The 20,640-nt window shown below is 66.6% G+C and carries 19 protein-coding genes; 8 read left to right on the top strand and 11 right to left on the bottom strand.

Translation table 11 applies throughout. The features are described 5' to 3' along the window. Positions 1-23: 23 nt before the first annotated feature. Complete coding sequence (locus tag BSZ14_RS15460) at positions 24-1,025, top strand: LLM class flavin-dependent oxidoreductase (RefSeq protein ID WP_076711596.1); 1,002 nt, start codon at positions 24-26, stop codon at positions 1,023-1,025. A 178-nt stretch (positions 1,026-1,203) separates the two neighbouring features. Here BSZ14_RS15460 and BSZ14_RS15455 read toward each other — a convergent pair whose 3' ends face one another. From BSZ14_RS15455 to BSZ14_RS15440, 4 genes are all read right to left on the bottom strand, one after another. Further along, the gene (locus BSZ14_RS15455) at positions 1,204-1,695 is read right to left on the bottom strand and encodes a hypothetical protein (RefSeq protein WP_241823783.1); all 492 of its coding nucleotides are present in this window, start codon (positions 1,693-1,695) and stop codon (positions 1,204-1,206) included. Positions 1,696-1,805: 110 nt separating this feature from the next. Further along, a complete protein-coding gene (locus BSZ14_RS15450) occupies positions 1,806-3,116 on the bottom strand; it encodes a sensor histidine kinase (RefSeq protein WP_076711605.1) in 1,311 nt (436 codons plus the stop codon). A 70-nt stretch (positions 3,117-3,186) separates the two neighbouring features. Continuing rightward, positions 3,187-3,876, bottom strand: coding sequence for a response regulator transcription factor (locus tag BSZ14_RS15445; RefSeq protein WP_042490616.1), 690 nt, complete (start codon positions 3,874-3,876; stop codon positions 3,187-3,189). A 46-nt stretch (positions 3,877-3,922) separates the two neighbouring features. After that, positions 3,923-4,240: a PepSY domain-containing protein gene (locus BSZ14_RS15440; RefSeq protein ID WP_089413667.1), complete on the bottom strand. Its 318-nt coding sequence runs from the start codon at positions 4,238-4,240 to the stop codon at positions 3,923-3,925. A 112-nt stretch (positions 4,241-4,352) separates the two neighbouring features. Here BSZ14_RS15440 and BSZ14_RS15435 point away from each other — a divergent pair, with 112 nt between their 5' ends. Next, a complete protein-coding gene (locus BSZ14_RS15435) occupies positions 4,353-6,137 on the top strand; it encodes an ABC-F family ATP-binding cassette domain-containing protein (protein ID WP_076711595.1) in 1,785 nt (594 codons plus the stop codon). 80 nt (positions 6,138-6,217) lie between these two features. Here BSZ14_RS15435 and BSZ14_RS15430 read toward each other — a convergent pair whose 3' ends face one another. Beyond that, positions 6,218-6,961: a dienelactone hydrolase family protein gene (locus BSZ14_RS15430; RefSeq protein WP_076711603.1), complete on the bottom strand. Its 744-nt coding sequence runs from the start codon at positions 6,959-6,961 to the stop codon at positions 6,218-6,220. 96 nt (positions 6,962-7,057) lie between these two features. Here BSZ14_RS15430 and BSZ14_RS15425 point away from each other — a divergent pair, with 96 nt between their 5' ends. From BSZ14_RS15425 to BSZ14_RS15415, 3 genes are all read left to right on the top strand, one after another. After that, positions 7,058-7,675, top strand: a complete 618-nt coding sequence (locus tag BSZ14_RS15425; RefSeq protein ID WP_076711594.1) for a DUF2238 domain-containing protein — start codon at positions 7,058-7,060, stop codon at positions 7,673-7,675. A 302-nt stretch (positions 7,676-7,977) separates the two neighbouring features. After that, positions 7,978-8,757 carry an SDR family oxidoreductase gene (locus BSZ14_RS15420; protein WP_076711593.1) on the top strand — a complete coding sequence of 260 codons (780 nt, stop codon included), beginning with the start codon at positions 7,978-7,980 and terminating at the stop codon, positions 8,755-8,757. Positions 8,758-8,798: 41 nt separating this feature from the next. Next, positions 8,799-10,022 carry a threonine synthase gene (locus BSZ14_RS15415; protein ID WP_076711592.1) on the top strand — a complete coding sequence of 408 codons (1,224 nt, stop codon included), beginning with the start codon at positions 8,799-8,801 and terminating at the stop codon, positions 10,020-10,022. Between the two features lie 99 nt (positions 10,023-10,121). Here the strand turns inward: BSZ14_RS15415 and BSZ14_RS15410 are convergent, their stop codons facing one another. Genes BSZ14_RS15410 through BSZ14_RS15400 form a run of 3 tightly spaced genes read right to left on the bottom strand, consistent with a single transcriptional unit; the run spans position 10,122 to position 13,758 of the window. Beyond that, positions 10,122-11,372, bottom strand: a complete 1,251-nt coding sequence (locus tag BSZ14_RS15410) for an arsenic transporter (RefSeq protein ID WP_198930533.1) — start codon at positions 11,370-11,372, stop codon at positions 10,122-10,124. Continuing rightward, complete coding sequence (locus BSZ14_RS15405; protein WP_076711591.1) at positions 11,369-12,475, bottom strand: metallophosphoesterase family protein; 1,107 nt, start codon at positions 12,473-12,475, stop codon at positions 11,369-11,371. Before BSZ14_RS15405 ends, BSZ14_RS15410 begins: the two co-directional genes overlap by 4 nt. Further along, positions 12,472-13,758 (bottom strand): MFS transporter, encoded by a 1,287-nt coding sequence (locus BSZ14_RS15400; protein WP_076711590.1) that lies wholly within the window; start codon positions 13,756-13,758, stop codon positions 12,472-12,474. The genes BSZ14_RS15405 and BSZ14_RS15400 overlap by 4 nt, the downstream gene beginning before the upstream one ends. Positions 13,759-13,988: 230 nt before the next feature. Between BSZ14_RS15400 and BSZ14_RS15395 the strand changes: the two genes are divergently transcribed. Together BSZ14_RS15395 and BSZ14_RS15390 are read left to right on the top strand one after the other, a co-directional pair. Next, positions 13,989-14,339: a VOC family protein gene (locus BSZ14_RS15395; RefSeq protein ID WP_076711589.1), complete on the top strand. Its 351-nt coding sequence runs from the start codon at positions 13,989-13,991 to the stop codon at positions 14,337-14,339. A gap of 101 nt (positions 14,340-14,440) precedes the next feature. Further along, positions 14,441-14,992, top strand: a complete 552-nt coding sequence (locus BSZ14_RS15390) for a phosphoribosyltransferase (RefSeq protein ID WP_076711588.1) — start codon at positions 14,441-14,443, stop codon at positions 14,990-14,992. 128 nt (positions 14,993-15,120) lie between these two features. On the opposite strand, the gene BSZ14_RS15385 is transcribed toward BSZ14_RS15390, so the two are convergent. Next, entirely contained in the window at positions 15,121-15,300 is a 180-nt protein-coding gene (locus tag BSZ14_RS15385) for a hypothetical protein (RefSeq protein ID WP_042490606.1), read from the bottom strand. A gap of 157 nt (positions 15,301-15,457) precedes the next feature. Here BSZ14_RS15385 and BSZ14_RS15380 point away from each other — a divergent pair, with 157 nt between their 5' ends. Next, entirely contained in the window at positions 15,458-17,599 is a 2,142-nt protein-coding gene (locus BSZ14_RS15380; RefSeq protein ID WP_076711587.1) for a TonB-dependent receptor, read from the top strand. A gap of 134 nt (positions 17,600-17,733) precedes the next feature. Here BSZ14_RS15380 and BSZ14_RS15375 read toward each other — a convergent pair whose 3' ends face one another. Together BSZ14_RS15375 and BSZ14_RS15370 are read right to left on the bottom strand one after the other, a co-directional pair. Continuing rightward, positions 17,734-19,497 (bottom strand): aspartyl protease family protein, encoded by a 1,764-nt coding sequence (locus BSZ14_RS15375; protein WP_241823782.1) that lies wholly within the window; start codon positions 19,495-19,497, stop codon positions 17,734-17,736. Positions 19,498-19,605: 108 nt separating this feature from the next. Then, the coding region (locus BSZ14_RS15370) for a Gfo/Idh/MocA family protein (protein WP_076711586.1) at positions 19,606-20,640 on the bottom strand (1,035 nt) is incomplete at its 5' end.

The raw sequence follows: 20,640 nt of genomic DNA, 5'->3' as shown, positions 1-20,640 counted from the left end.
CGGATCGTCCCCATCTTCCTCACATGACACGCTATTCCCTGCTCGATCTGGTGCCCGTCGTCGAGGGCGGCACCGTGGCCCAGGCGCTGGCCAACGCCGCCGACCTCGCCGCCCATGCCGAAGCCGTCGGCTTCCACCGCTATTGGACCGCCGAGCATCACGGCATGGCGGGCATCGCATCGGCCGCGACCGCCGTGGTGCTGGGCCATGTCGCACAGGCGACCAGGACGATCCGCATTGGTGCTGGCGGCATCATGCTGCCCAACCACGCGCCGCTGACCATCGCCGAGCAGTTCGGGACGCTCGACGCGCTGTTTCCCGGCCGCATCGACCTGGGGCTGGGCCGCGCGCCAGGATCGGACCAGCGCGTCGCCCGCGCGTTGCGCCGGACGCTCGACAGCGATCCCAACGCCTTCCCGCGCGACGTGATGGAGCTGCAAAGCTATTTCGCCGATGACGGACAGACCGGCATCGTCGCGACGCCGGGCGCGGGTGCAAAACCGCAAATGTGGATCCTGGGATCGAGCCTCTACGGCGCACAGCTCGCTGCCGCGCTGGGCCTGCCTTACGCCTTCGCCTCGCACTTCGCGCCCGACGCGCTGGACGATGCGCTGGCCGTTTATCGTCGCGACTTCCGGCCCTCGGCGGTGCTGGACAAGCCCTATGCGATGGCGGGCTTCAACGTCTTCGCCGCCGATACCGACGCGGAGGCCGAGCTGCTGGCCAGTTCGCAGCAACAGGCCTTCGTCGCGCTACGTACCGGCCGCCCCGGCAAGCTGCCCCCGCCCGTTCCCGGCTATCGCGAAAGCCTTGGCGCGCAGGGGTCGGCGATCCTCGACCATGTCCTGTCCTGTTCGGCGATCGGCGCACCCGCGAGCGTGGAGCGGCAGCTGGCCGCCTTCGTCGAGCGGACCCAGGTGGACGAGGTGATGGTCGTCAGCTCGATCTTCGACCATGAGGCGCGAAAGCGCTCGATCGGAATCGCGGCGCGGGCGATGGATGCCTTGGAGAAGGTGGCGGCCTGATCAAGCCGCCATCCGACTTTTAGAGCATGATGCCATCAGCTTGATCCACCCCTCCCCTTCAGGGGAGGGGCAGGGGGTGGGGCGTTTCCGCAAACGCCGGGCCTGTGGCGATGCCCCACCCCAACCCCTCCCCTGAAGGGGAGGGGCTAGGCTTGGTGCGATCCCATGTCATCATGTTCTAAAACTGAGCTTTCAGCCCAAGCGCGTAATAGCGATCGCCGATGCTGCCCTTCAAACGCAGATCACCGCCGATGGGAAAAGCCACCGTACCATAGCCACGGACCTTATCCGCGCTGAAGCGCGCGCCGCCGCCAAATTCCATGCCTTTTGGAATGACATATGTCAGTTCGGCCTTGCCGTACCAATCGACGGAAACGCTATTGCAACGATCCTTGTCGGCAAATGCCCCGGTGGAATAGTCGCGACAGATGGTGCGCCCCCCGCTGATGGTTTCATTACGATATCGGCCGTTTTCGTCGCCGTAGATAAAAGCGCCGCCGATGGGACGCACGCGAAACCGGCCAAGGTCGAACGTGTAGCCCATTCCCAGCTCGCCGCCCCAACGCTCCTGTGCCCGCGCGCCGTTCGCTTCCAACATCACCCCATCGGCCAATGCCGGAGATGCGGCGCACAGACTCACAATGAGCGCCAGCCCCTTGATGATCTTCATGGATTTCCCCCGTTGCCGATGCCCCGCGCATCGACAGGCGGGCGCCGCTAACGAATCGACGGGGTATCGGCAATCCGGGAATTACCCGGATGTCGCCGAACCGGACCAAACTACCCCACCGCCGCCGGCAGCCGGAGCCGCACCAGTAACCCGCCCAGGTCCTCGCTTTCCTCCAGCGAGACGGTGCCGCCGTAAATCTCCGCCACGTCGCGCACGATGGCGAGGCCAAGCCCCGTCCCCGGCTTGCCGGTGTCCAGCCGGACGCCGCGATCGAAGATACGAACGCGCTCGTTCTCGGGAATGCCGGTGCCGTCATCCTCGACCAGGATCTCGACGAACCCGGCCTGCGCACCGACGGTGACGAAGACGCTCCCGCCGCCATATTTGGCCGCGTTCTCGACCAAGTTGCCGAGCATCTCGTCCAGATCCTGTCGCTCGACATGGACGACCTGATCCTTCGGCCCGTCCACATCGATGCGGACATGGCGATAGAGGCGACCCACCGCGCGCTCGACCGATTGCAGGCTGGGCCAGACCTCCGCCCGGCTGTGCGCCGAGCCGCGCCGCCCGACCGCACGGGCACGGGCGAGATGATGGTCGACCTGGCGGCGCATCGTGCGCGCCTCGCGGATCACCGTTTCGGCCAGATCCTCGGACTGGGCGGTCGCGGCGTTCATGATGACGGTCAGCGGAGTCTTCAGCGCATGGGCCAGATTGCCCGCGTGACGCCGCGCCTCCTCGGCCTGTTTCTCGTTATGCGCGATGAGCGCGTTCAGCTCCTCGACCATCGGCGCGACCTCGTTGGGCATCGCATCGGACACGCGGTCGGCCTTGCCCGCCCGCATCGCCGCGATCTCCTCGCGCACCCGGCGCAAGGGATAGAGGCCGTAAAAGGTCTGCATCGCCGCCATCAGCAACAGGCCGACACCCAGCAGCGCGAAACTGCGCACCAGCGTCCGGCGGAGCGCGCCGATCTGCGCATCCAGCCCGGTCGTCCGCTGCGCCACCTGGAACCGCCAGCGCACGTCCGAGCCGGGCAGCTTCACATCGCGTTCGACGACGCGCAGCTTCTCGTCGGGGAATTGCGTGCTGGTATAGACATGGATGGTGTCGTCATTATGCGCCGAGCCGAACGCCAGCCGCCGGTCCCAGAGCGAACGCGACGGAAAGGGTTCATGCCCCTTGCCCGACACCTGCCAGTAGACGCCCGATCCCGGCTCCAGAAATCCCTGGTCGGCGGGCTCGCGGTTGAACCAGACCTCCCCCTCCGAATCGACCGCCGCCGACACCAGCAGCGACTGGAGGACATAGGCCTGGCGGTCGTCGAAATTCTGCGTGACGGCGGACACCAGCACCCGGTCGAGCGCGAAACCGCCGCCCGCCAGCAGGACCAGGATCCACCCTGCGGCGATCAGGATCATGCGGCGCGACAGCGATCCCGTGCGCAGCGTCCGGCGCGGTATATGCCCCTCCGTCACGGAAAAAGCCGGATCAGGCCGCCGAACCCGCCACGGCCCCCGCCGCCGGATCGTCGAGGCTGTAACCCAGGCCACGGATGGTGGTGATGACGTCCTGGCCCAGCTTCTTGCGGATGCGCGTCACGAACACTTCGATCGTGTTCGAATCGCGGTCGAAATCCTGGTCGTAGATATGCTCGATCAGCTCGGTGCGGCTGACCACCTTGCCCTTGTGATGCAGCAGATAGGACAGCAGCTTATATTCCTGCGCGGTCAGCTTCACCGGCTCGCCCGCACGCGTGACCTTGCCCGATCGGGTGTCGAGGCGGACATCGCCCGCGGTCAGTTCGGACGAGGCGTTGCCGCTGGCGCGGCGGATCAGCGCGCGCAGACGGGCGATCAGTTCCTCGGTCTGGAACGGCTTGGCGACATAGTCGTCGGCGCCCGCATCCAGCCCCGCCACCTTGTCCGACCAGCTGTCGCGCGCGGTCAGCACGAGGACCGGCATGGTCTTGCCTTCCTTGCGCCAGCGGTCGAGCACGGTCAGCCCGTCGATCTCGGGCAGGCCCAAGTCGAGCACGATCGCGTCATAGCTTTCGGTCGACCCCAGAAAATGCCCTTCCTCGCCGTCCGTGGCCAGGTCGATGGCATAGCCTGCGCCCTCCAGCGTATTCTTCAACTGCTGGCCGAGATTGGGCTCGTCCTCGACGATCAGAACGCGCATCGCAAAACTCCCTGTAAATTCATGGGGCTGTCCGACCGGCCGGTCATCAGCCGTCGGTTCGACCGATGACCTTGCCGGTGCGGCCGTCCACCTCCACCCAGATGACCGTGCCATTGCGCAGGAATTTGAGCGTGTAAACCGACGCACCCGCATCATAATCGAAGCCGATATATTGCGAATCGCGCATGATCGGCACCACCCGCGCCTCGATCTCGCGCAGCGACAGATTGCCCTCTCGGCGCTGCTGATAGGCGCGCATCTGATCGCCGCGCCGTTGATCGAAGCCCATTTCCATCGGGGGCTCGATCATCGGCGGCGAGCCCAGCGGTGCGGCGAGCAGGGCCAGAAGGACGGTCATCGACATGAAACTGGCATAGCGGTCAACCGTTGAACAGCCTCTGAATGGATCGTGCAGCCGCGGGACAGCGCATGGGGTGCTTGCCGGGTTCCCGATCCGCCCCTAACTGCCAGTCATCATGGCAGCACCCGTTCTTTCCTACGAAGACCTGGGCCTTGTTCAAGGCTCGGGCTGGCTCTTCCGGCATCTCGACATCCATGTCGGTCCGCGCGACCGGCTGGCGCTGATCGGGCGCAACGGGGCGGGCAAGTCGACCCTGTTGAAGCTGATGGCCGGGATCATCGATTCGGACGAGGGGCGGCGCGTGATCGTGCCGGGCACCCATGTGGTGTATCTGGAACAGGACCCCGACCTGACCGGCTGCGCCACGCTGAACGACTATGTCCTGTCGGGCGACGATGCGCCGGAAGCCTATGAGGCCGATGCGATCGCCGGACAGCTGGGCATCGACCTGACCCGCGACGCCGCGACGGCCAGCGGCGGCGAACGGCGGCGCGCCGCGATCGTGCGCGCACTGGCGATGAACCCCGACGTGCTGCTGCTCGACGAGCCGACCAACCATCTCGACCTCGCGGCCATCGAATGGCTGGAGGACTGGCTGAAGCGGTTCACCGGCGCGTTCATCGTCATCAGCCATGACCGCACCTTCCTGACCCGCCTCACCAAGTCGACGTTGTGGCTGGATCGCGGGCAGATGCGCCGCAACGAGGTCGGCTTCGGCGGCTTCGACGCCTGGACCGAGCAGGTCTATGCCGAGGAACAGCGCGCCGCCGAGAAGCTGGACGCCAAGCTCAAGATCGAGGAGCATTGGCTCCACCGCGGCGTCACCGCGCGGCGCAAGCGCAACCAGGGCCGCCTGGAAAAGCTGGTCCAGATGCGCGCCACCCGCGCCGCGATGATCGGGCCTCAGGGTGCCGCCAAGCTGGGCATCGCGTCGGACGATGTGAAGACCAAGGAGGTCATCAAGGCCGAGCATGTCACCAAGCGATACGGCGACCGCACGATCATCAAGGACTTGAGCCTGAAGGTCACGCGCGGCGACCGGATCGGCATCGTCGGCTCGAACGGCGCAGGGAAAACTACGCTCCTTCGCCTGCTGACCGGTGAGATTCAGCCCGACGAGGGCAGCGTCTTCCTCGCCAAGACGCTGGACGGGGTCATCATCGACCAGCAGCGCAAGCTGATGGCGCCCGAAAAGCGGGTGCGCGAAGTGCTGGCGGATGGCGGCGACTGGATCGACGTGCGCGGCGTCCGCAAGCATATCCATGGCTATCTGAAGGAGTTCCTGTTCGACCCCTCGCTGGCCGAGGCGAAGATTGGCACGCTGTCGGGCGGCGAGCGTTCGCGGCTGCTGCTGGCCCGTGAGTTCGCGCGTGAATCCAACCTGCTGGTGCTCGACGAACCGACCAACGATCTCGACCTGGAGACGCTGGACCTGTTGCAGGAGGTGATCGGCGATTATGAGGGCACCGTCCTGATCGTCAGCCACGACCGCGACTTCCTGGACCGGACGGTCACGGTGACGCTGGGCCTCGACGGGTCGGGCAGCGTCGACGTCGTGGCGGGCGGCTATGCCGACTGGGTCGCCAAGCGCAAGGCCGTGCCCGAGGCGAAGAAGACCACCGCCAAGACCGCCCCCTCCCCCGCCGCGCCGGTGCAGGCAAAGACCAAGCTGAGCTACAAGGACCAGCGCGATTACGAGCTGCTGCCCAAGCGGATCGAGGAGCTGGAGGCCGGTATCGCGCGCGACGAGGCCAAGCTGGCCGACCCTGATCTCTATGCCAAGGACCCCGCCCAGTTCGACCGGCTGATGAAGGCGATCGAAAAGGCCCGCGACGAAAAGGACGAGGCCGAGATGCGCTGGCTGGAACTGGCCGAGCAGGTCGAGGCACTGGCTGGGTGATCGGGGCGGGATAATACCCGCCCCTATTGGTCAGAACCGGTCAAACCCCGACGAACGACGCCATGCCGGGAACCGATACATCAGCGTAACGCGCGGGCGTACAGGGCCATCGTCCAGGCCATGGCCTGGAGGAACAGCGCGGGGTCGTAACGCGGCCCCTCGTCGCGCAGAAAGGCGTGCTGCCCGGCGACCTCATGCCATTCATAGGAGGCACCGACCTCCTCCAGCCGCGCGCGGATCGTCTCGCGCCCGGCATAGGGGACATGCGGGTCCTGCCGTCCCCAGACGAACATCGTCTCGGCCTTCAGTTCGGCCATGCGCGCCAGGCTGTCGTCGCGGCGGCCCTCACCCAGCGTGCCCGAATGGATGTCGGTGGCATAGAAGCACGCCGCCGCCCCCACGCGCGGATCGAGCGCGGCGCGATAGGCCAGATGCCCGCCCAGGCAGACGCCGAACGTTCCGAGATGCCCGTTGCACGCGGGATGCGCGGCCAGCGCGGTCAGGCCTGCGGTCGCATCGGCGTCATAGGCCGCGACCGGCTTGGTAAATTTCAGGTCGTTGCCCCGGTCCGTGCCCGGCTTGTCATAGGCCAGCACCGTGCCTGCGGGTTCATATTCGTGATAGACCTCGGGCACCGCGACGACATAGCCCTGCCCCGCCAGCATCGCCGCCAGCCGCCGGATCGGGGCGGTCACCTGATAGATTTCGGAAAACAGCAGGATGCCGGGGAAGCGCCCCTCGATCGCGGGGCGGAACAGGTGCATCCGCATCGTGCCGTTGCCGGGCACCTCGACATCCAGGGTTTCGTCGCTGCGTATGATCATGGCGGGCCTGTCCTGATTGGTGGCTTCGCCCATCGCATCCCGCCGGAGGCAGGGCAATCGGGTTGCGCGTGCGACACCCGCCGCTATCGTCGGGCCATGTCGGCAAGCACGATGCGACTGGCGCTGTTGAGCGCGGTCTGGATGGCGGGGCTCATCGCCTCGGGGCTGCATCCGTTCGACCGGGCGACCTGGTGGATGGAGGTCGCGCCCGTGCTGGTCGCGCTGCCGCTGCTCTGGGGATTGCGGCGGCGCTTTCCGCTGACCGGGCTGGCGCTGGTCCTGATCGGCCTGCACGGCCTGATCCTGATGCTCGGCGGAGCCTATAGCTATGCGCGCGTGCCCGCCGGTTTCTGGGTGCAGGACTGGCTGCATCTGGCGCGCAACCCCTATGATCGGCTGGGCCATTTCGCGCAGGGCTTCGTGCCCGCCATCGTGTTTCGGGAATGGCAGGTCCGGCAAGGTGGACTGGTGCGCGGCGGGATGCTGACCTTCCTCGTCATCGCCTGCTGCCTGGCGGTGAGCGCGGCGTATGAACTGATCGAGTTCGGCGCGGCGATGGCGCTGGGCCAGGGCGCGGACGAATTCCTGGGGACGCAGGGCGATCCGTGGGACACGCAATGGGACATGCTGATGTGCCTCGTCGGCGCGGTCGTGGCGGTGGTCGCGCTGTCGCGGGTACATGATCGGCAGATGGCGGGGTTGGCGGAGCGGTAGTTTGTTCGCGCGGAGGCGCGGAGACGCGGAGGAGTCTGGATGGGCCGCGCTGTTGCACACCCTCTCGATCGGAAGACAAAGCCGCTCTGTTGCCAATGGAGGCAGCCTGCGGCTGGGCCAGACACCTCCGCGTCTCCGCGCCTCCGCGCGAACAAAAAAGACGAAGCGGACACCGATCGGTGATAAAACCGGCCCGACACCTGGAGTTCTCGACATGGTCCAGCGGCACCGCTGACGCGGCACAGGCCTACACGGCGGCACGCACCGCCCCCCCCCTGCCCCCCAATCATTTCGAGAGATTTATGCCACGCTTGCAGAACAAGACGTGCGTCGTCACTGGCGCCGCGCGCGGGATCGGCCATGCCATTGCCCGCCGCTTTCACGAGGAAGGCGCGACCGTCATCCTGACCGACCGGAATGCCGACACCGGCCAAAGCGCGGCGGGGAATATCGGCTGTAGCTTCGAGACGCTCGACGTGTCGGACGAAGCCGACTGGGCGCGCCTCGCCCGGATCGTCCCCATCGCCGATGTCGTCGTCAACAATGCCGGGATCACCGGGTTCGAGGACGGCTATACGCCGCATGACCCCGAACATGCATCGCTGGCGGACTGGCGCGCGGTACACCGGGTCAATCTGGACGGCACCTTCCTGGGCTGTCGCTATGCCATCGGCGCGATGAAGGCGGCGGGCACCGGCTCGATCATCAACATCTCGTCGCGCTCGGGGCTGGTCGGCATTCCGGGCGCGGCGGCCTATGCCTCGTCCAAGGCGGCGGTCCGCAACCACAGCAAGACGGTCGCGCTCTATTGCGCGCAGGCCGGGTGGAAAATCCGCTGCAACTCCATCCACCCCGCCGCCATCCTCACCCCCATCTGGGAGCCGATGCTGGGCGACGGCCCCGACCGGGCGGCGAAGATGGCGGCGCTGGTCGCCGATACGCCGCTGAAACGCTTCGGGGAGCCGGACGAAGTGGCGGCCATCGCGGTCATGCTGGCCTCGGACGAGGCGACCTATATCACCGGATCGGAGTTCAACATCGACGGCGGGCTGCTGGCGGGATCGGCCGCCACGCCGGGTTAAACCTATGGTGTCGGGCGGTTTCGGCCGATAGGCTGGGCCTTATGAATCGCAACCTCACCGAAGACCGCCCGACCTTCGTCACCCATCTGGAATGCTCGCTGACCGGCGAGCGTTATGAGGCCGACCAGCTTCACGGCCTGTCGCGCGCAGGACGGCCGCTGCTGGTCCGCTATGATCTCGACGCGCTGGGCCGGGCGGTGTCGCGCGACACCATCGCTGCGCGCGAGACGGACTTGTGGCGCTGGCGTGAGCTGCTGCCCGTCCGTCGCACCGACAGCATCGTGTCGCTGGGGGAGATCGAGACGCCGCTGATCCCCATTCCCCGCTCGGGCGGGGACATGGTGCTGGTGAAGGACGAAGGGCGGCTGCCGACCGGATCGTTCAAGGCGCGCGGGCTGGTCATGGCGGTGGCCATGGCGCGCGAGCTGGGCGTGACCCGGATCGCGATGCCCACCAACGGCAATGCGGGCGCGGCGCTGGCCGCCTATGCCGCGCGGTGCGGGATCGAAACCGTCATCCTCTGCCCCGAGGAAACGCCGGAAGTGAATGTCCGCGAGATCGCCGCGCAGGGTGCGCGCGTCTGGCGGGTCAACGGCCAGATCGACGAATGCGGTGCCATCGTCGGGCGCGGCGCGGCGGAGGGGCGCTGGTTCGACTTCTCGACGCTGAAGGAGCCCTATCGGATCGAGGGCAAGAAGACGATGGGGCTGGAACTGGCCGCGCAGCTGGGCTGGGAGCTGCCCGATGCGATCTTCTACCCGACCGGCGGCGGCACCGGCCTGATCGGCATGTGGAAGGCGTTCGACGAGATGGAGCGGCTGGGCTGGATCGGCTCGAAGCGCCCGCGCATGTATGCGGTGCAGGCGAGCGGCTGCGCGCCCATCGTCCGCGCCTATGAGGCGGGCGAGGACCATGCCGAGCGTTGGGAGGATGCCGCGACGGTGGCAGCGGGCATCCGCGTGCCCAAGGCGGTCGGCGACTTCCTGATCCTGCGCGCGGTGCGCGAATCCGGCGGCGCGGCGCTGGCGGTCGGCGATCCGGCCATCCTGAAGGCGGTGGAGGAGTGCGCGAAGAAGGACGGGTTGCTGCTATGCCCGGAGGGCGGGGCGACGCTGGCGGCGTATCAACAGGCCGTGCGCGACAATCTGGTCGACGAGGATGAGCGCGTGGTGCTGTACAACTGCGCCACCGGGCTGAAATACCCGATGCCCGAGGCGGGGCAGTGGCTGGACAAGAACGCGCCGATCGATCTGGGAGCGCTGTAATCACCAACCTCCGTTTGCACTGAGCGAAGTCGAAGGCCAAGGGGTGAGCGTTCCGCGTGCACTTCGACTTCGCTCAGTGCGAACGGAGGTTGGGGAAGCTCACCCGATCAGCAACCGAATTCCCAACGCCGCCAGCAACGCCAGCGGCATCGCCACCGCGCCGACCTTCAGGAAGGCGAGGAAGCTCACATCCTCCCCCTCGCGCCGGATCGCCTGGAGCCACAGGATCGTCGCGAGCGACCCCGTGACCGACAGGTTCGGGCCAAGGTCGACACCGATCAACAACGCGTCGGTGACGATCTGCGGCGGATGCGCCTGCGCGATGGCGCTGCTGGCGACGAGTCCGGCGGGCAGGTTGTTCATCGCGTTGCTGACAAAGGCGAGCGTCGTCCCCGACACCGCCGCCGCGCGTGTCGGATCGACCAGCATGTCACGCAGCCCCTGCGCCACCCAGGCGATCACGCCGGTCCGGTCCAGCGCCTCGACCAGCACGAACAGGCCCGCGACCAGCGGCAGCACGCCCCAGCTTACCGACTTGGCCAGCGTCAGCGGCGAGCGCCCCGCCAGCACCGATACGATCACCGCCGTCGCGATCCCCGCCAATGCGGTCGGCAGGCCGAGTTCTATGTCCAGCGCCGATACGACGAGCAGCAGCAGCGCCGTCAGCCCGATCCCCAGCATCGCCAGCTTGCCGCCGGTCGACAGCGGGTCGCGCGTCACATCACTTTCGCAGTCCCCCGCGATCCGCGCCTGCTGGGTAAAGCGCAGCACCGCGAAGGTGACGAGGATCGAGGCCAGCGACGGCAGCGCGAAGGCCGCCATCCACGCGCCCAGCGGCGGCATGTGGCCGCCATAGAGGACCAGATTGGCGGGGTTGGAGATGGGCAGCACGAAGCTCGCCGCATTGGCGATCAGCGCGCAGGCGAACAGCAGCGGCAGCGGGTCCGCCTTGGCCTTCTTCGCCGCCACGAACACGGCGGGCGTCAGCACCACGGCGGTCGCGTCGTTGGACATGAAGGTCGTGACGACGACGCCCGTCGCATAGACCAGCGCGAACAGCTTCGCGCGCGACCGCCCTGCCATGTTGACGGCGGTCGCCGCGATCCAGTCGAACGCGCCATGTTCGCGTGCCGTCTCGCTCAGCAGCATCATGCCGATTAGGAAGAGATAGACGTCCGCCCCCTTGGCCACCGCCTGCCCCGCCTCGCCCAGCGGCATCAGGCCCAGCACGATGAGCAGGACCGCACCCGCCACCGCCCAGATCCATTCGGGCCAGCGCATCGGCCGCGCGATCACGCCCGCCGTCGACAGCCCCGCAATCGCCCAGGTGGCCCCGTATGCCAGCGTCACCATCCGCACCCATTCTTGTTAGGCCCCAGCCGGGCGCCGTCGATCCCGGCGATAGGCCAGGCGCCGATCGCGTGGCAATCCTCGCCGGGGGCGACGGGCAAGCGGCGCTTCGGGATCGAATGTCCGTCGCGGACGAGACAATCGATCCGGTCATAGCCTTCGCCGCAGCGGACCTCGATCGCGTTCAATCCCGCGGCCAGCGTCACGGTCGCGCGCCACAGGCCATCCTTGCCCCGCGTCATCGGCGTCTCTGTATCGCCGACCCGAGCGACCGGCGGCATGTCCGCCCCGAACAGCCGCGCCACCACTTCGACCGCACCGGGTCGGGGCACATGATGCGGGTCGGTCGGCCGGGTGATGAGCCGAACATCGCCCGGCGAGACGATCTGGACATGCGGCCAGGGCGCATCCAGCCGCCGGAAGCGCCAGCTGACCACCCGGTCCTGGACACAGACGATGGTGAAGCCCGGCGCGCCGCCATCCTCCTCGATCTGCGCGGTCGAGCGGGTCGCGCCGTACAGGACACGGCCATCGTTCAGCAGCTCGTTATAATGGGTGTGCCCGGTATCGACGAAGGCGACCTCGCCGTCGATGAACTGGCGCGCGATCGCGTCGCCGTCCGCCGCCAGGTCGCCGGGATAGGCGTGCATGAACACCAGCGGCACCTGCCCCTCGGCCTTCGCGCGCGCCAGCTCCTCGGCCAGCCTGTTGCGATGATGCATGGTCAACCGGAAGTCGGGTCCGCCCGCCCCCGCCGACACCACGTCGAGGAACAGGCAGCGATGTCCGGCGATCACCTCCGTCTCGGGCCGGTTGGTCCTGGGTATCGCCGCTTCGTAGTTGGACAGGTCGCCCGGCTCGAAATCATGGTCGCCGGGAATGATCCGCCATAGCAGCGACAGCGGCGCGAGCGCCTCCATCATCCGGGCATATTGTTCGGGCGTGCCGTGATTGGCGTTGTCGCCGGGTATGAAGACGAAATCCGCCGCGCCCATCTGCGCATTGACCTGCGCGACGACCTCGCGGAGTCGGTCGAGGCCCTGCCAGTCATCGGCTTCGTCCAGATGCAGGTCGCCGATATGGACCCAGGCGATGCCGCTCATGCCTTGGCCTCCTCGGGCTTGGCACCACCGGAGCAGGCGGGGCGCAACGTCCCCGCAAAGCCGATCCACAGCCCCAGGCTCGCCACCGCGAAGCCGCCGAGAATGTAGAAGGCGGTCTGATAGCCCAGCTCCTGCGCCAGCCAGCCGCCGATGGCGGGCGACAGCGAGGCACCAACGCCCTGGATGGTCATCACCGCGCCCTGCCCGACATTCACGCGCCCGGTGCCGCTGAGCAGACAGGCGACGAGGCCCGGCACCGCGACGCTCTGAAGCCCCGCGCCGATACCGTCGAGCGCCTGGACCGGCCACACGCCCCAATGCTCGATAAAGGTCCCCGCCAGGAACCCGCGCAAGGGAAGCGCGGCGAAGGAGATCAGCAGGACCAGCCAGTAACCACGCCCGGCGGCGACCTTCATCGCGATCAGGCTGGCGACGATCATCACCGCCTGCGCCACCATCACGGTCGTCGCGGTGAACATCGCGGCATCGCCCTTGCCCGCGCCGACCACCGCCATGCCGTACAGCGGCAGCATCGCGCCGTTGCCCAGATGGAAACAGGCCAGCGCGGCCGCCAGGATCAGCATCGGCTTGTTGGCGAGCAGCGCCTTGAAACCCTCGGCCTGACCGCCTTCCTGATCGTCGCCATCGTCATCCTCCAGCCCGCGTGCGGCGCGGTGGTCGATCGCGCGCTCGGGGATCGACAGAACCGAAATGATCGCCAGCACGCCGAAGGCGGCGGCGAGGAAGAAGATGGCGGGCATCCCGAACTTCCAGCCCAGAAAGCCGGAAAGCCCCGCGCCGACCATGTTGCCCGCATGGTTCCACGCCTGGTTGCGGCCGTTCTGTGCGTTGAAGCCCTTTTGCCGGACCACGCCCAGCGTCATGCCGGTCACGGCGGGGCCGATCGCTGCGCCCGCGATGGCGGTCGCCACCTGGCTGACTCCGACGACGATGCCGGTCTGCGACCAGAGGATCAGGAAGGAGGCGAGCACCGTGCAGATGCCGGTGATGACCACCACCCAACGCTTCTTGTCGGTATGGTCGATGAACGCGCCCGCCGGCACCGTCATCACCATGCCCGCGACACCGCCCAGCGTCATGACGCTGCCGATCGGCCCGGTCTGCCACCCGCGCTGTTGCAGGAAGACGCCCAGAAACGGACCGATCCCCGCCTGCATGTCGGCCATGAAGAAGTTGAGCGCCTGCAACCAGCGTGTCGCGCGGCGGCGGTCGCCTTCGGACGATGGGGACGTTCGAATATCGGATTGTGCCGCTGTGGCCATGATAGGTCTCCGCGAGATGCGAGGCCCAACCCAGCAATAGTTTGAAATATCCGCCGATCGTATGATTTATGTTTGCCGCGTGACTGGCGGCCAAGTTATCCCGCTGTAGAACAACGACAAAGTTGCCGGTGGCACAAATACCGCACAATATTTGATGACAATAACTTCATGAGACCCCGCCGGAACTTTTCCCGCCAGCACTTCCTGTCGGCTGCAAGGAAAGCATCACCATGGACCATCACTGCGTCGCTATCGTTCCGGCCGACAATCTCGATGCCAGCACCGCCTTTTACGAACGGCTCGGCTTTTCGGTCGCTGGCGATTTCGGCCATTACCGCATCCTGGAAGACGGACGCGGCTGGCATCCGCACCTCAACCACATGCCGGGCTGGCCGGTGCGCGGGGAGGACAATCCGTTTAGCCTCTATCTTTATGTCGAAGATGTCGATGCGGTCGCCGAGCGGATCCGCGACGACATCATCGAGCCTGGCACGCCGCACGCCAAATCCTGGGGCACCTATGAATTCGCGGTCAGCGACCCGACCGGGGTGCTGGTGCGGATCGGACGGATCGTCGAATAGCGCCGCCCGCTTGCCCTGTCGGCCCGACGGCATCACATAGGCGACCTGTCCGGACGCCGACCGCTCCGTGCCCCGCTCCGCAATGATGATGGACGATTCCCGTGACCAACAAGATCTACCTGTCCGCCGACCGCCTGCTGGAGGATTCCTTTCGCCTGGGCAATCTGGTCTTCGACTCCGGCTTTCGCCCGACCCATATCGTCGGCATCTGGCGCGGCGGTGCGCCGGTCGGCATCGCGGTCCAGGAACTGCTCGAATATCGCGGGGTCCAGAGCGATCATATCGCGATCCGCACCGCCTCCTATACCGGCATCGACCAGCAGGAGCCGCAGGTCCGCATTTACGGGCTGGGCCATCTGGTCGACGTCCTGAACCCGGAAGATCGCCTGCTCCTGATCGACGATGTGTTCGATTCCGGGCGTTCGATCCGCGCCTTGCTGAAGGAGTTGAAGCAGCGCTGCCGGAACAATATGCCGGACGAGGTGAAGGTCGCGACCGTCTATTACAAGCCGTCACGCAACGTGACCGACCTGACGCCGGACTTCTTCGTGCACGAGACGAATGACTGGCTGATCTTCCCGCACGAGATCAACGGCCTGACCGAGGATGAAATCCGCACCCACAAGCACGGGGCCGCCATCATCCTGCGCTGACGATCCGGGACGGCGGGCGCGCCCTGCCCCGCCATTCCCGAACCTCAAAACGGATCGACATTCAGCATCCCCCTTTTCCCTCTCCCCTCTGTGAGGGGCGAGGGGCATGGCCGAATGGCGATCCGGCCTCAGTGGAGCTTGGCGATCGACAGCCCGTCTTCCTTGGCCCGCGCCTTGACCGACTCCTCGCTGCGGGTCAGCGCCTTGGCGATCGCCTTCAGCGCCATGCCCTTCTTGGCGAGGGTGTGGAGTTTCTGGATCTCGTCCTGACGCCAGGGCTGGCGGTGTCGTTCGAAGCGTTCGGCCATGGTCCCTTATAGCGCGCTCACAGGCCCCTGACCATGACGGCGCCCCTGCATGATGGCTCGCTTACAAATGCGTCATGAATGCTGCCCCGCCTTGCCATCGCATCGCGGTGCAGCAAGATAGCCCGCTCGGGAGACGTTATAACATTTGGGGTCATTAATGCGTTTTTGTGCTCTCCTTTGCTGTGTCGCGTCGTCCGCGATCGCCCTGCCCGCGCTGGCGCAGACCCGCGGCGTACCGACGCCCGATGCGGACGCCACCCCGGCGGCAGCGGCGAATCAGCCCTCCGACATCGTGGTCACCGCCAAGCGGCTCGACACCGCGCGCGAGCATATCCAGCCCAGCCTGGGCGCCTCCAATTATGAAATCACCAGCGCAACGATCAAGGCGCTGCCCGGTGGCGAGAACCAGCAGTTCAACCAGATCCTGCTCCAGGCCCCCGGCGTCGTGCAGGACGGCTTCGGCCAGTTCCACGTCCGCGACGACCATAACGGCCTGCAATATCGCATCAACGGCACCATCCTGCCCGAAGGGCTGGCGGTGTTCGGCCAGACCCTGTCGCCGCGCCTGGTCGACAAGGTCAACATCCTGACCGGCGCGCTGCCCGCGCAATATGGCCTGCGCACGGCGGGCGTGATCGACATCACCACCAAGAGCGGCCTGTTCGACAATGGCGGCACCGCCTCCATCTATGGCGGCAGCCACAACACCATCCAGCCCAGCCTGACCTATGGCGGCTCGTCGGGAAGCACCAATTACTTCGTGTCGGGCGACTACCGGCACAGTGGCCTGGGCATCGAAAGCGTCGACGGCCGCTCCAACCCGGTGCATGACGATACCGACCAGTATCAGGGCTTCGCCTATGTCGACCATATCCTGGACGACCAGAACCGGGTGTCCTTCGTCGGCGGCTATTCCAACCAGTGGTTCCAGATCCCCAACCCCGTCGGCCAGCAGCCGAGCGCCGGTTGGAGCGTCGGCGGCCAGACCGCCTTCCCCAGCGAAAAGCTGAACGAGACGCAGCTGGAGAAGACCGGCTTCGGCCAGGTCGCCTTCCTCCACGATGCCGAGCCGCTGACGGTGCAGGCCTCGCTCTTCGCGCGCTATTCGTCGCTGCGCTATCGCCCCGATGTGCTGGGCGAGCTGCTCTATAACGGGCAGGCGCAACAGGCGTACAAGCAGGACTTCGCGATCGGCGGACAGGTCGATGCGGTCTATCATCTCGGTGATGCGCACACGCTGCGCGGCGGCCTGCTGGTGACGCGCGATCGCTCGACCAGCGCGACCACGACCAATGTCTTCCCCGTCGACGCCAGCGGTGCCCAGGCGGGCGAGCCGATCGCAATCGTCGACAATAGCGGCAAGACCGCGACCAGCTTCAGCGCCTATCTTCAGGACGAGTGGAAGCTGCTGCCCAAGCTGACGCTCAACTATGGCGCGCGCTACGACCTCTATAACGGCTATCGGCGCGAGGGACAGTTGTCGCCGCGCGTCAACCTGGCCTGGCAGCCGGGCGACATCTACACGCTGCACGCGGGCTATTCGCGCTACTTCGTGCCGCCGCCCTTCGAGCTGGTCGGCAATACCAGCATCGCCAAGTTCGTCGGCACCAGCGCCTATCCGGCCGTCACCGTCAACGACGTGCCCTATGCCGAGCGGCAGGATTATTTCGATATCGGCTTCCAGGCCAAGCCCAGCCGCTACTTCACCTATGGCATCGACGCCTATTACCGCATCTCGAAGAACCTGATCGACGAGGGGCAGTTCGGCGCGCCGATCATCCTGACCCCGTTCAACTACAAGCAGGGGCGCATCGGCGGGATCGAGGCGAATATGAGCTATGCCCGCGGCGGCCTGCTCGCCTATGCCAATTTCGCCGCCGCCAAGGCCAAGGGGCGCAATATCGTGTCCAGCCAGTTCAGCTTCGGCCAGGACGATCTCGACTATATTGCGCGGCATTACATCTATCTGGACCACGACCAGACCTTCACCGGATCGGCGGGCCTGTCCTATGCCTTTGCGCAGGGCACGAAGCTGGGCGGCAGCATGATCTATGGCTCGGGCCTGCGCCGCGACGACGATGTGAACAGCATCCCCAACGGCGCCAAGCTATCGCCCTATGCGCAATTCAACCTGACCGCGAGCCAGCATCTGGCGGGGCCGAACCTGGACATCCGGTTCGACGTCATCAACGTGCTCGACCACAAATACGAAATCCGCGACGGGACCGGCGTAGGGGTCGGCGCGCCGCAATATGGCCCGCGTCGCGGCTTCTTCGTCGGCGTGTCCAAGGCGTTCTAAGAAATCCTCCCCGGCACGGGGAGGGGGACCATGCGCAGCATGGTGGAGGGGGCGTGCGGCCAAGGATGTCCTATGTGGCGCGCCCCCTCCGTCAGGCCTTCGGCCTGCCACCTCCCCGTGCCGGGGAGGATTGTCTAACCGATCCCGTATTTCCGGATCCGCTCGGGCATGCGCTTGTCCAGCCCCGTCGCCAGCGTCCGATCCCGCGCCGCCTCGGTGGTCATGCCCAGATGCGTCTCGGCGATCGAGCGCCCGTACAGTGCCCAGGCGCGCTTGGGATCAATGGCCAGCGCGGCGTTGAAATCGGCGAGCGCAGCCCGGTCGTCCTTCTGGCGGAGATGGATGAAGGCCCGGCTGTCGAGGAAGCTCGGATCGCTGGGGATCGCATGGACGGCGGCGTTGCAGTCGCCCAACGCCTTGTCGATATCCTTGTTGGCCAGCATCCGCGACCAGCACCGGCCGTTCTGCGCGGTGCTGCGACGGGAATCGTCATGATGCGCGGCCAGCCACAGATCATATTGCCCGATCGCCGCGTCAAAGGCATCCGCCCCCGAATAGAGCCGCGCCATCTGGAGCCGTGCCGCTTCCTCGCGCGGCAACTGCCCGTTCAGCAGGTCGAGATCGGTGATCGTCCCCGCCGGATTGCCGGCGCGCAGCCGCAATTCGGCGCGGATCAGCCGCGCCTGCGTATCGGCCGGGTCGAGCGTCAGCGTGGTGTTCAGGTCATCGATCGCCAGCACCGGCCGATGCTGGTCCAGATAGGCGAGCGCGCGCTGGCGGGGAAAGCGCGGGTCCTTGGGCGCCATCGCGATCGCCTGCGTAAAGGCATCGATCGCATGGGGCAGGTCGTGCTGGGTGACCAGCATCGCGCCGCGACGGCTGTAACCCTCGGCATCGCTCGGCGGCGCGGCGTCGGTGGCGGCTGGCGCGACGACCGCCGCCGTGCCCGGATCGGCATGCGCCACCGCATCGAACAGCCGCCCGCCGCTATAGGTGAAATAGATGCGGTGCTGGAGATTGGAGACATAGAGCCGGTGCGACACGAAAAAGTCTGCACCCAGCAGCATGTCGGTGTCGAGCGGCCCCAGATCGGCGATATGGAGCCGCACATTGTGCAGTTCCTCATTGCCGATCTTCAGCAGCTTGAACCGCGCGGTCCAGCCCTGGACGACATGGCGGCCCAATCCGCGCTCCCATCCCGCCGCCTCGACGCCCGGGTCACCGGGATGGACGCCCGCGCGGGCGGCGGCGCGCAGGCTCAGCACGGTCTGCGCCGCTCCGGTATCGAAGGTCGCGTTCAGCTTCGCGCCGTCCAGCTCGACCGTGCCGACCGTGTGGTTGTGCGCCTGGTCCCTGGTCTCGATCGGAATTTCGAAATAGGGCTTGCCGCCCGTCCAATAGGCCATGGCGGCGTGCGCGCAGCCGCTGGGCTTGAACAGCCGGACCATGCCGCCGGGCAGGTCATATTCGACGTCGCCGAGGCCCAGGACATTCTGCCCGAGCAGGCCGGTCTGGCCGACATCGCTGCCGCTGACGATGAACTGGACGTTCGGGATATCGGTTCCGGCCAGGGTGAAGTGCTTGACCGTGGCGACCGTGGCGTCCGAGCTGCCGCCGATCCCGTTCACCCGGAAACCGAAGGGCAAGGGCTGTTCCGGCAGGCCAAGTTCGCGTGCGACGGGGGGCGCGATGTTGCTGTAAAAGGCGCCGCTGTCGAGGATGAAGGGGGCGGGCTTGCCGTTGATCCGGGTCTCGACCACCGGGCGCAGGCCCTGCATCGTGACCGGGATCGCCGCCATCTGGCCGACCTTGCATGTCTCCGCCATGGCGGGACCCGCTGCCGCCCCGACCAACAGCGCCGCGACCATGATCCGCCTGCGCCCTTCCCCCGTCATCATGACACCATCCCCATGCCAGCTATGGGGCAAGCCTATCATTGCGGGGCCTGGGCCAAGATGACGTGCGCCTGACATTGTCGAAACATGCCGCCCGCCCCGTGGCCAAAGTCAGGCCAGGGTGATCCGCCGCCCTTCCCGCGCCGATCGATAGATCGCCTCGATCACCCGCATATCGGCCAGCCCTTCTTCGCCGGGCACCAGCGGATCCGTGCCGTTGGCGATACACTCGGCAAAATGGTCGAGCTGCCCGGCATGCTGGCCCTTGCCTGCGGGAACCTGCTGCTGCTCGGTCCGGCCATTGCGGCGGACCCACATCTTCTGCCCCTCATAAGAGGTGGCGGGCTCCAGTTCGATCCAGCCATCGGTGCCCGACACGCGGTACATATTGTGGTTGGAGCTGTAGCTGGACACGCAGGTCGCCTCGATCCCCGAAGGGAAGCGCAGCAGGAAGCTGATCCGGTCCTCGACGGTACGGAAACGCGGGTCGCTGCGGTCGGTGGACTCGATCGCGCTGACCTCGACGGGTTCTTCGCCGGTCAGATAGCGGGTCGCGTTCAGGCTGTAGATGCCGATGTCCATCAGCGAGCCGCCGCCCGACAGCTTGCGGTCCAGCCGCCACTGGTTGGGCTGTGCGTTGAAGCCATGATCGGCGGTGATGATCCGCGTCGGCCCGACAAAGCCCTTGCGCGCCATGTCGATCGCCAGCCGGTTGTGCGGCTCGAACCGCGATCGGTATCCGATCATCAGCTTGCGCCCCGCCGCCCGGCACGCCGCGATCATCGTGCGGCATTCCGCGACCGAGATCGCCATCGGCTTCTCGCACATGACATGCTTGCCCGCTCTGGCCGCGCGCACCGTATATTCGGCGTGCAGCGCATTGGGCAGGATCACATAGACGATGTCGACATCCGGATTGTCGCGGATACGGTCGAAATCGGCATAGGAATAACGGTGGCTCTCGGGCACGCCATATTTCTCGCCGAAGCGTGCCAGCTTTTCGGGCGTGCCGCTGACCAGCGCGACCAGCCGCGACTGCTCGCATTCGGCGAATTTGGACATGATCAGCTCGGCATAGCGGCCCAGACCGACGATCGCATACCCCGCCTTGCGCCCGCGCGGCGCGGCACAGGCCCCGCCGCCCGC

It is taken from the genome of Sphingomonas sp. Sph1(2015) (assembly GCF_001970915.1).
Taxonomy (GTDB): domain Bacteria; phylum Pseudomonadota; class Alphaproteobacteria; order Sphingomonadales; family Sphingomonadaceae; genus Sphingomonas; species Sphingomonas parapaucimobilis.
This window is presented reverse-complemented; position numbering and strand designations above follow the sequence as displayed.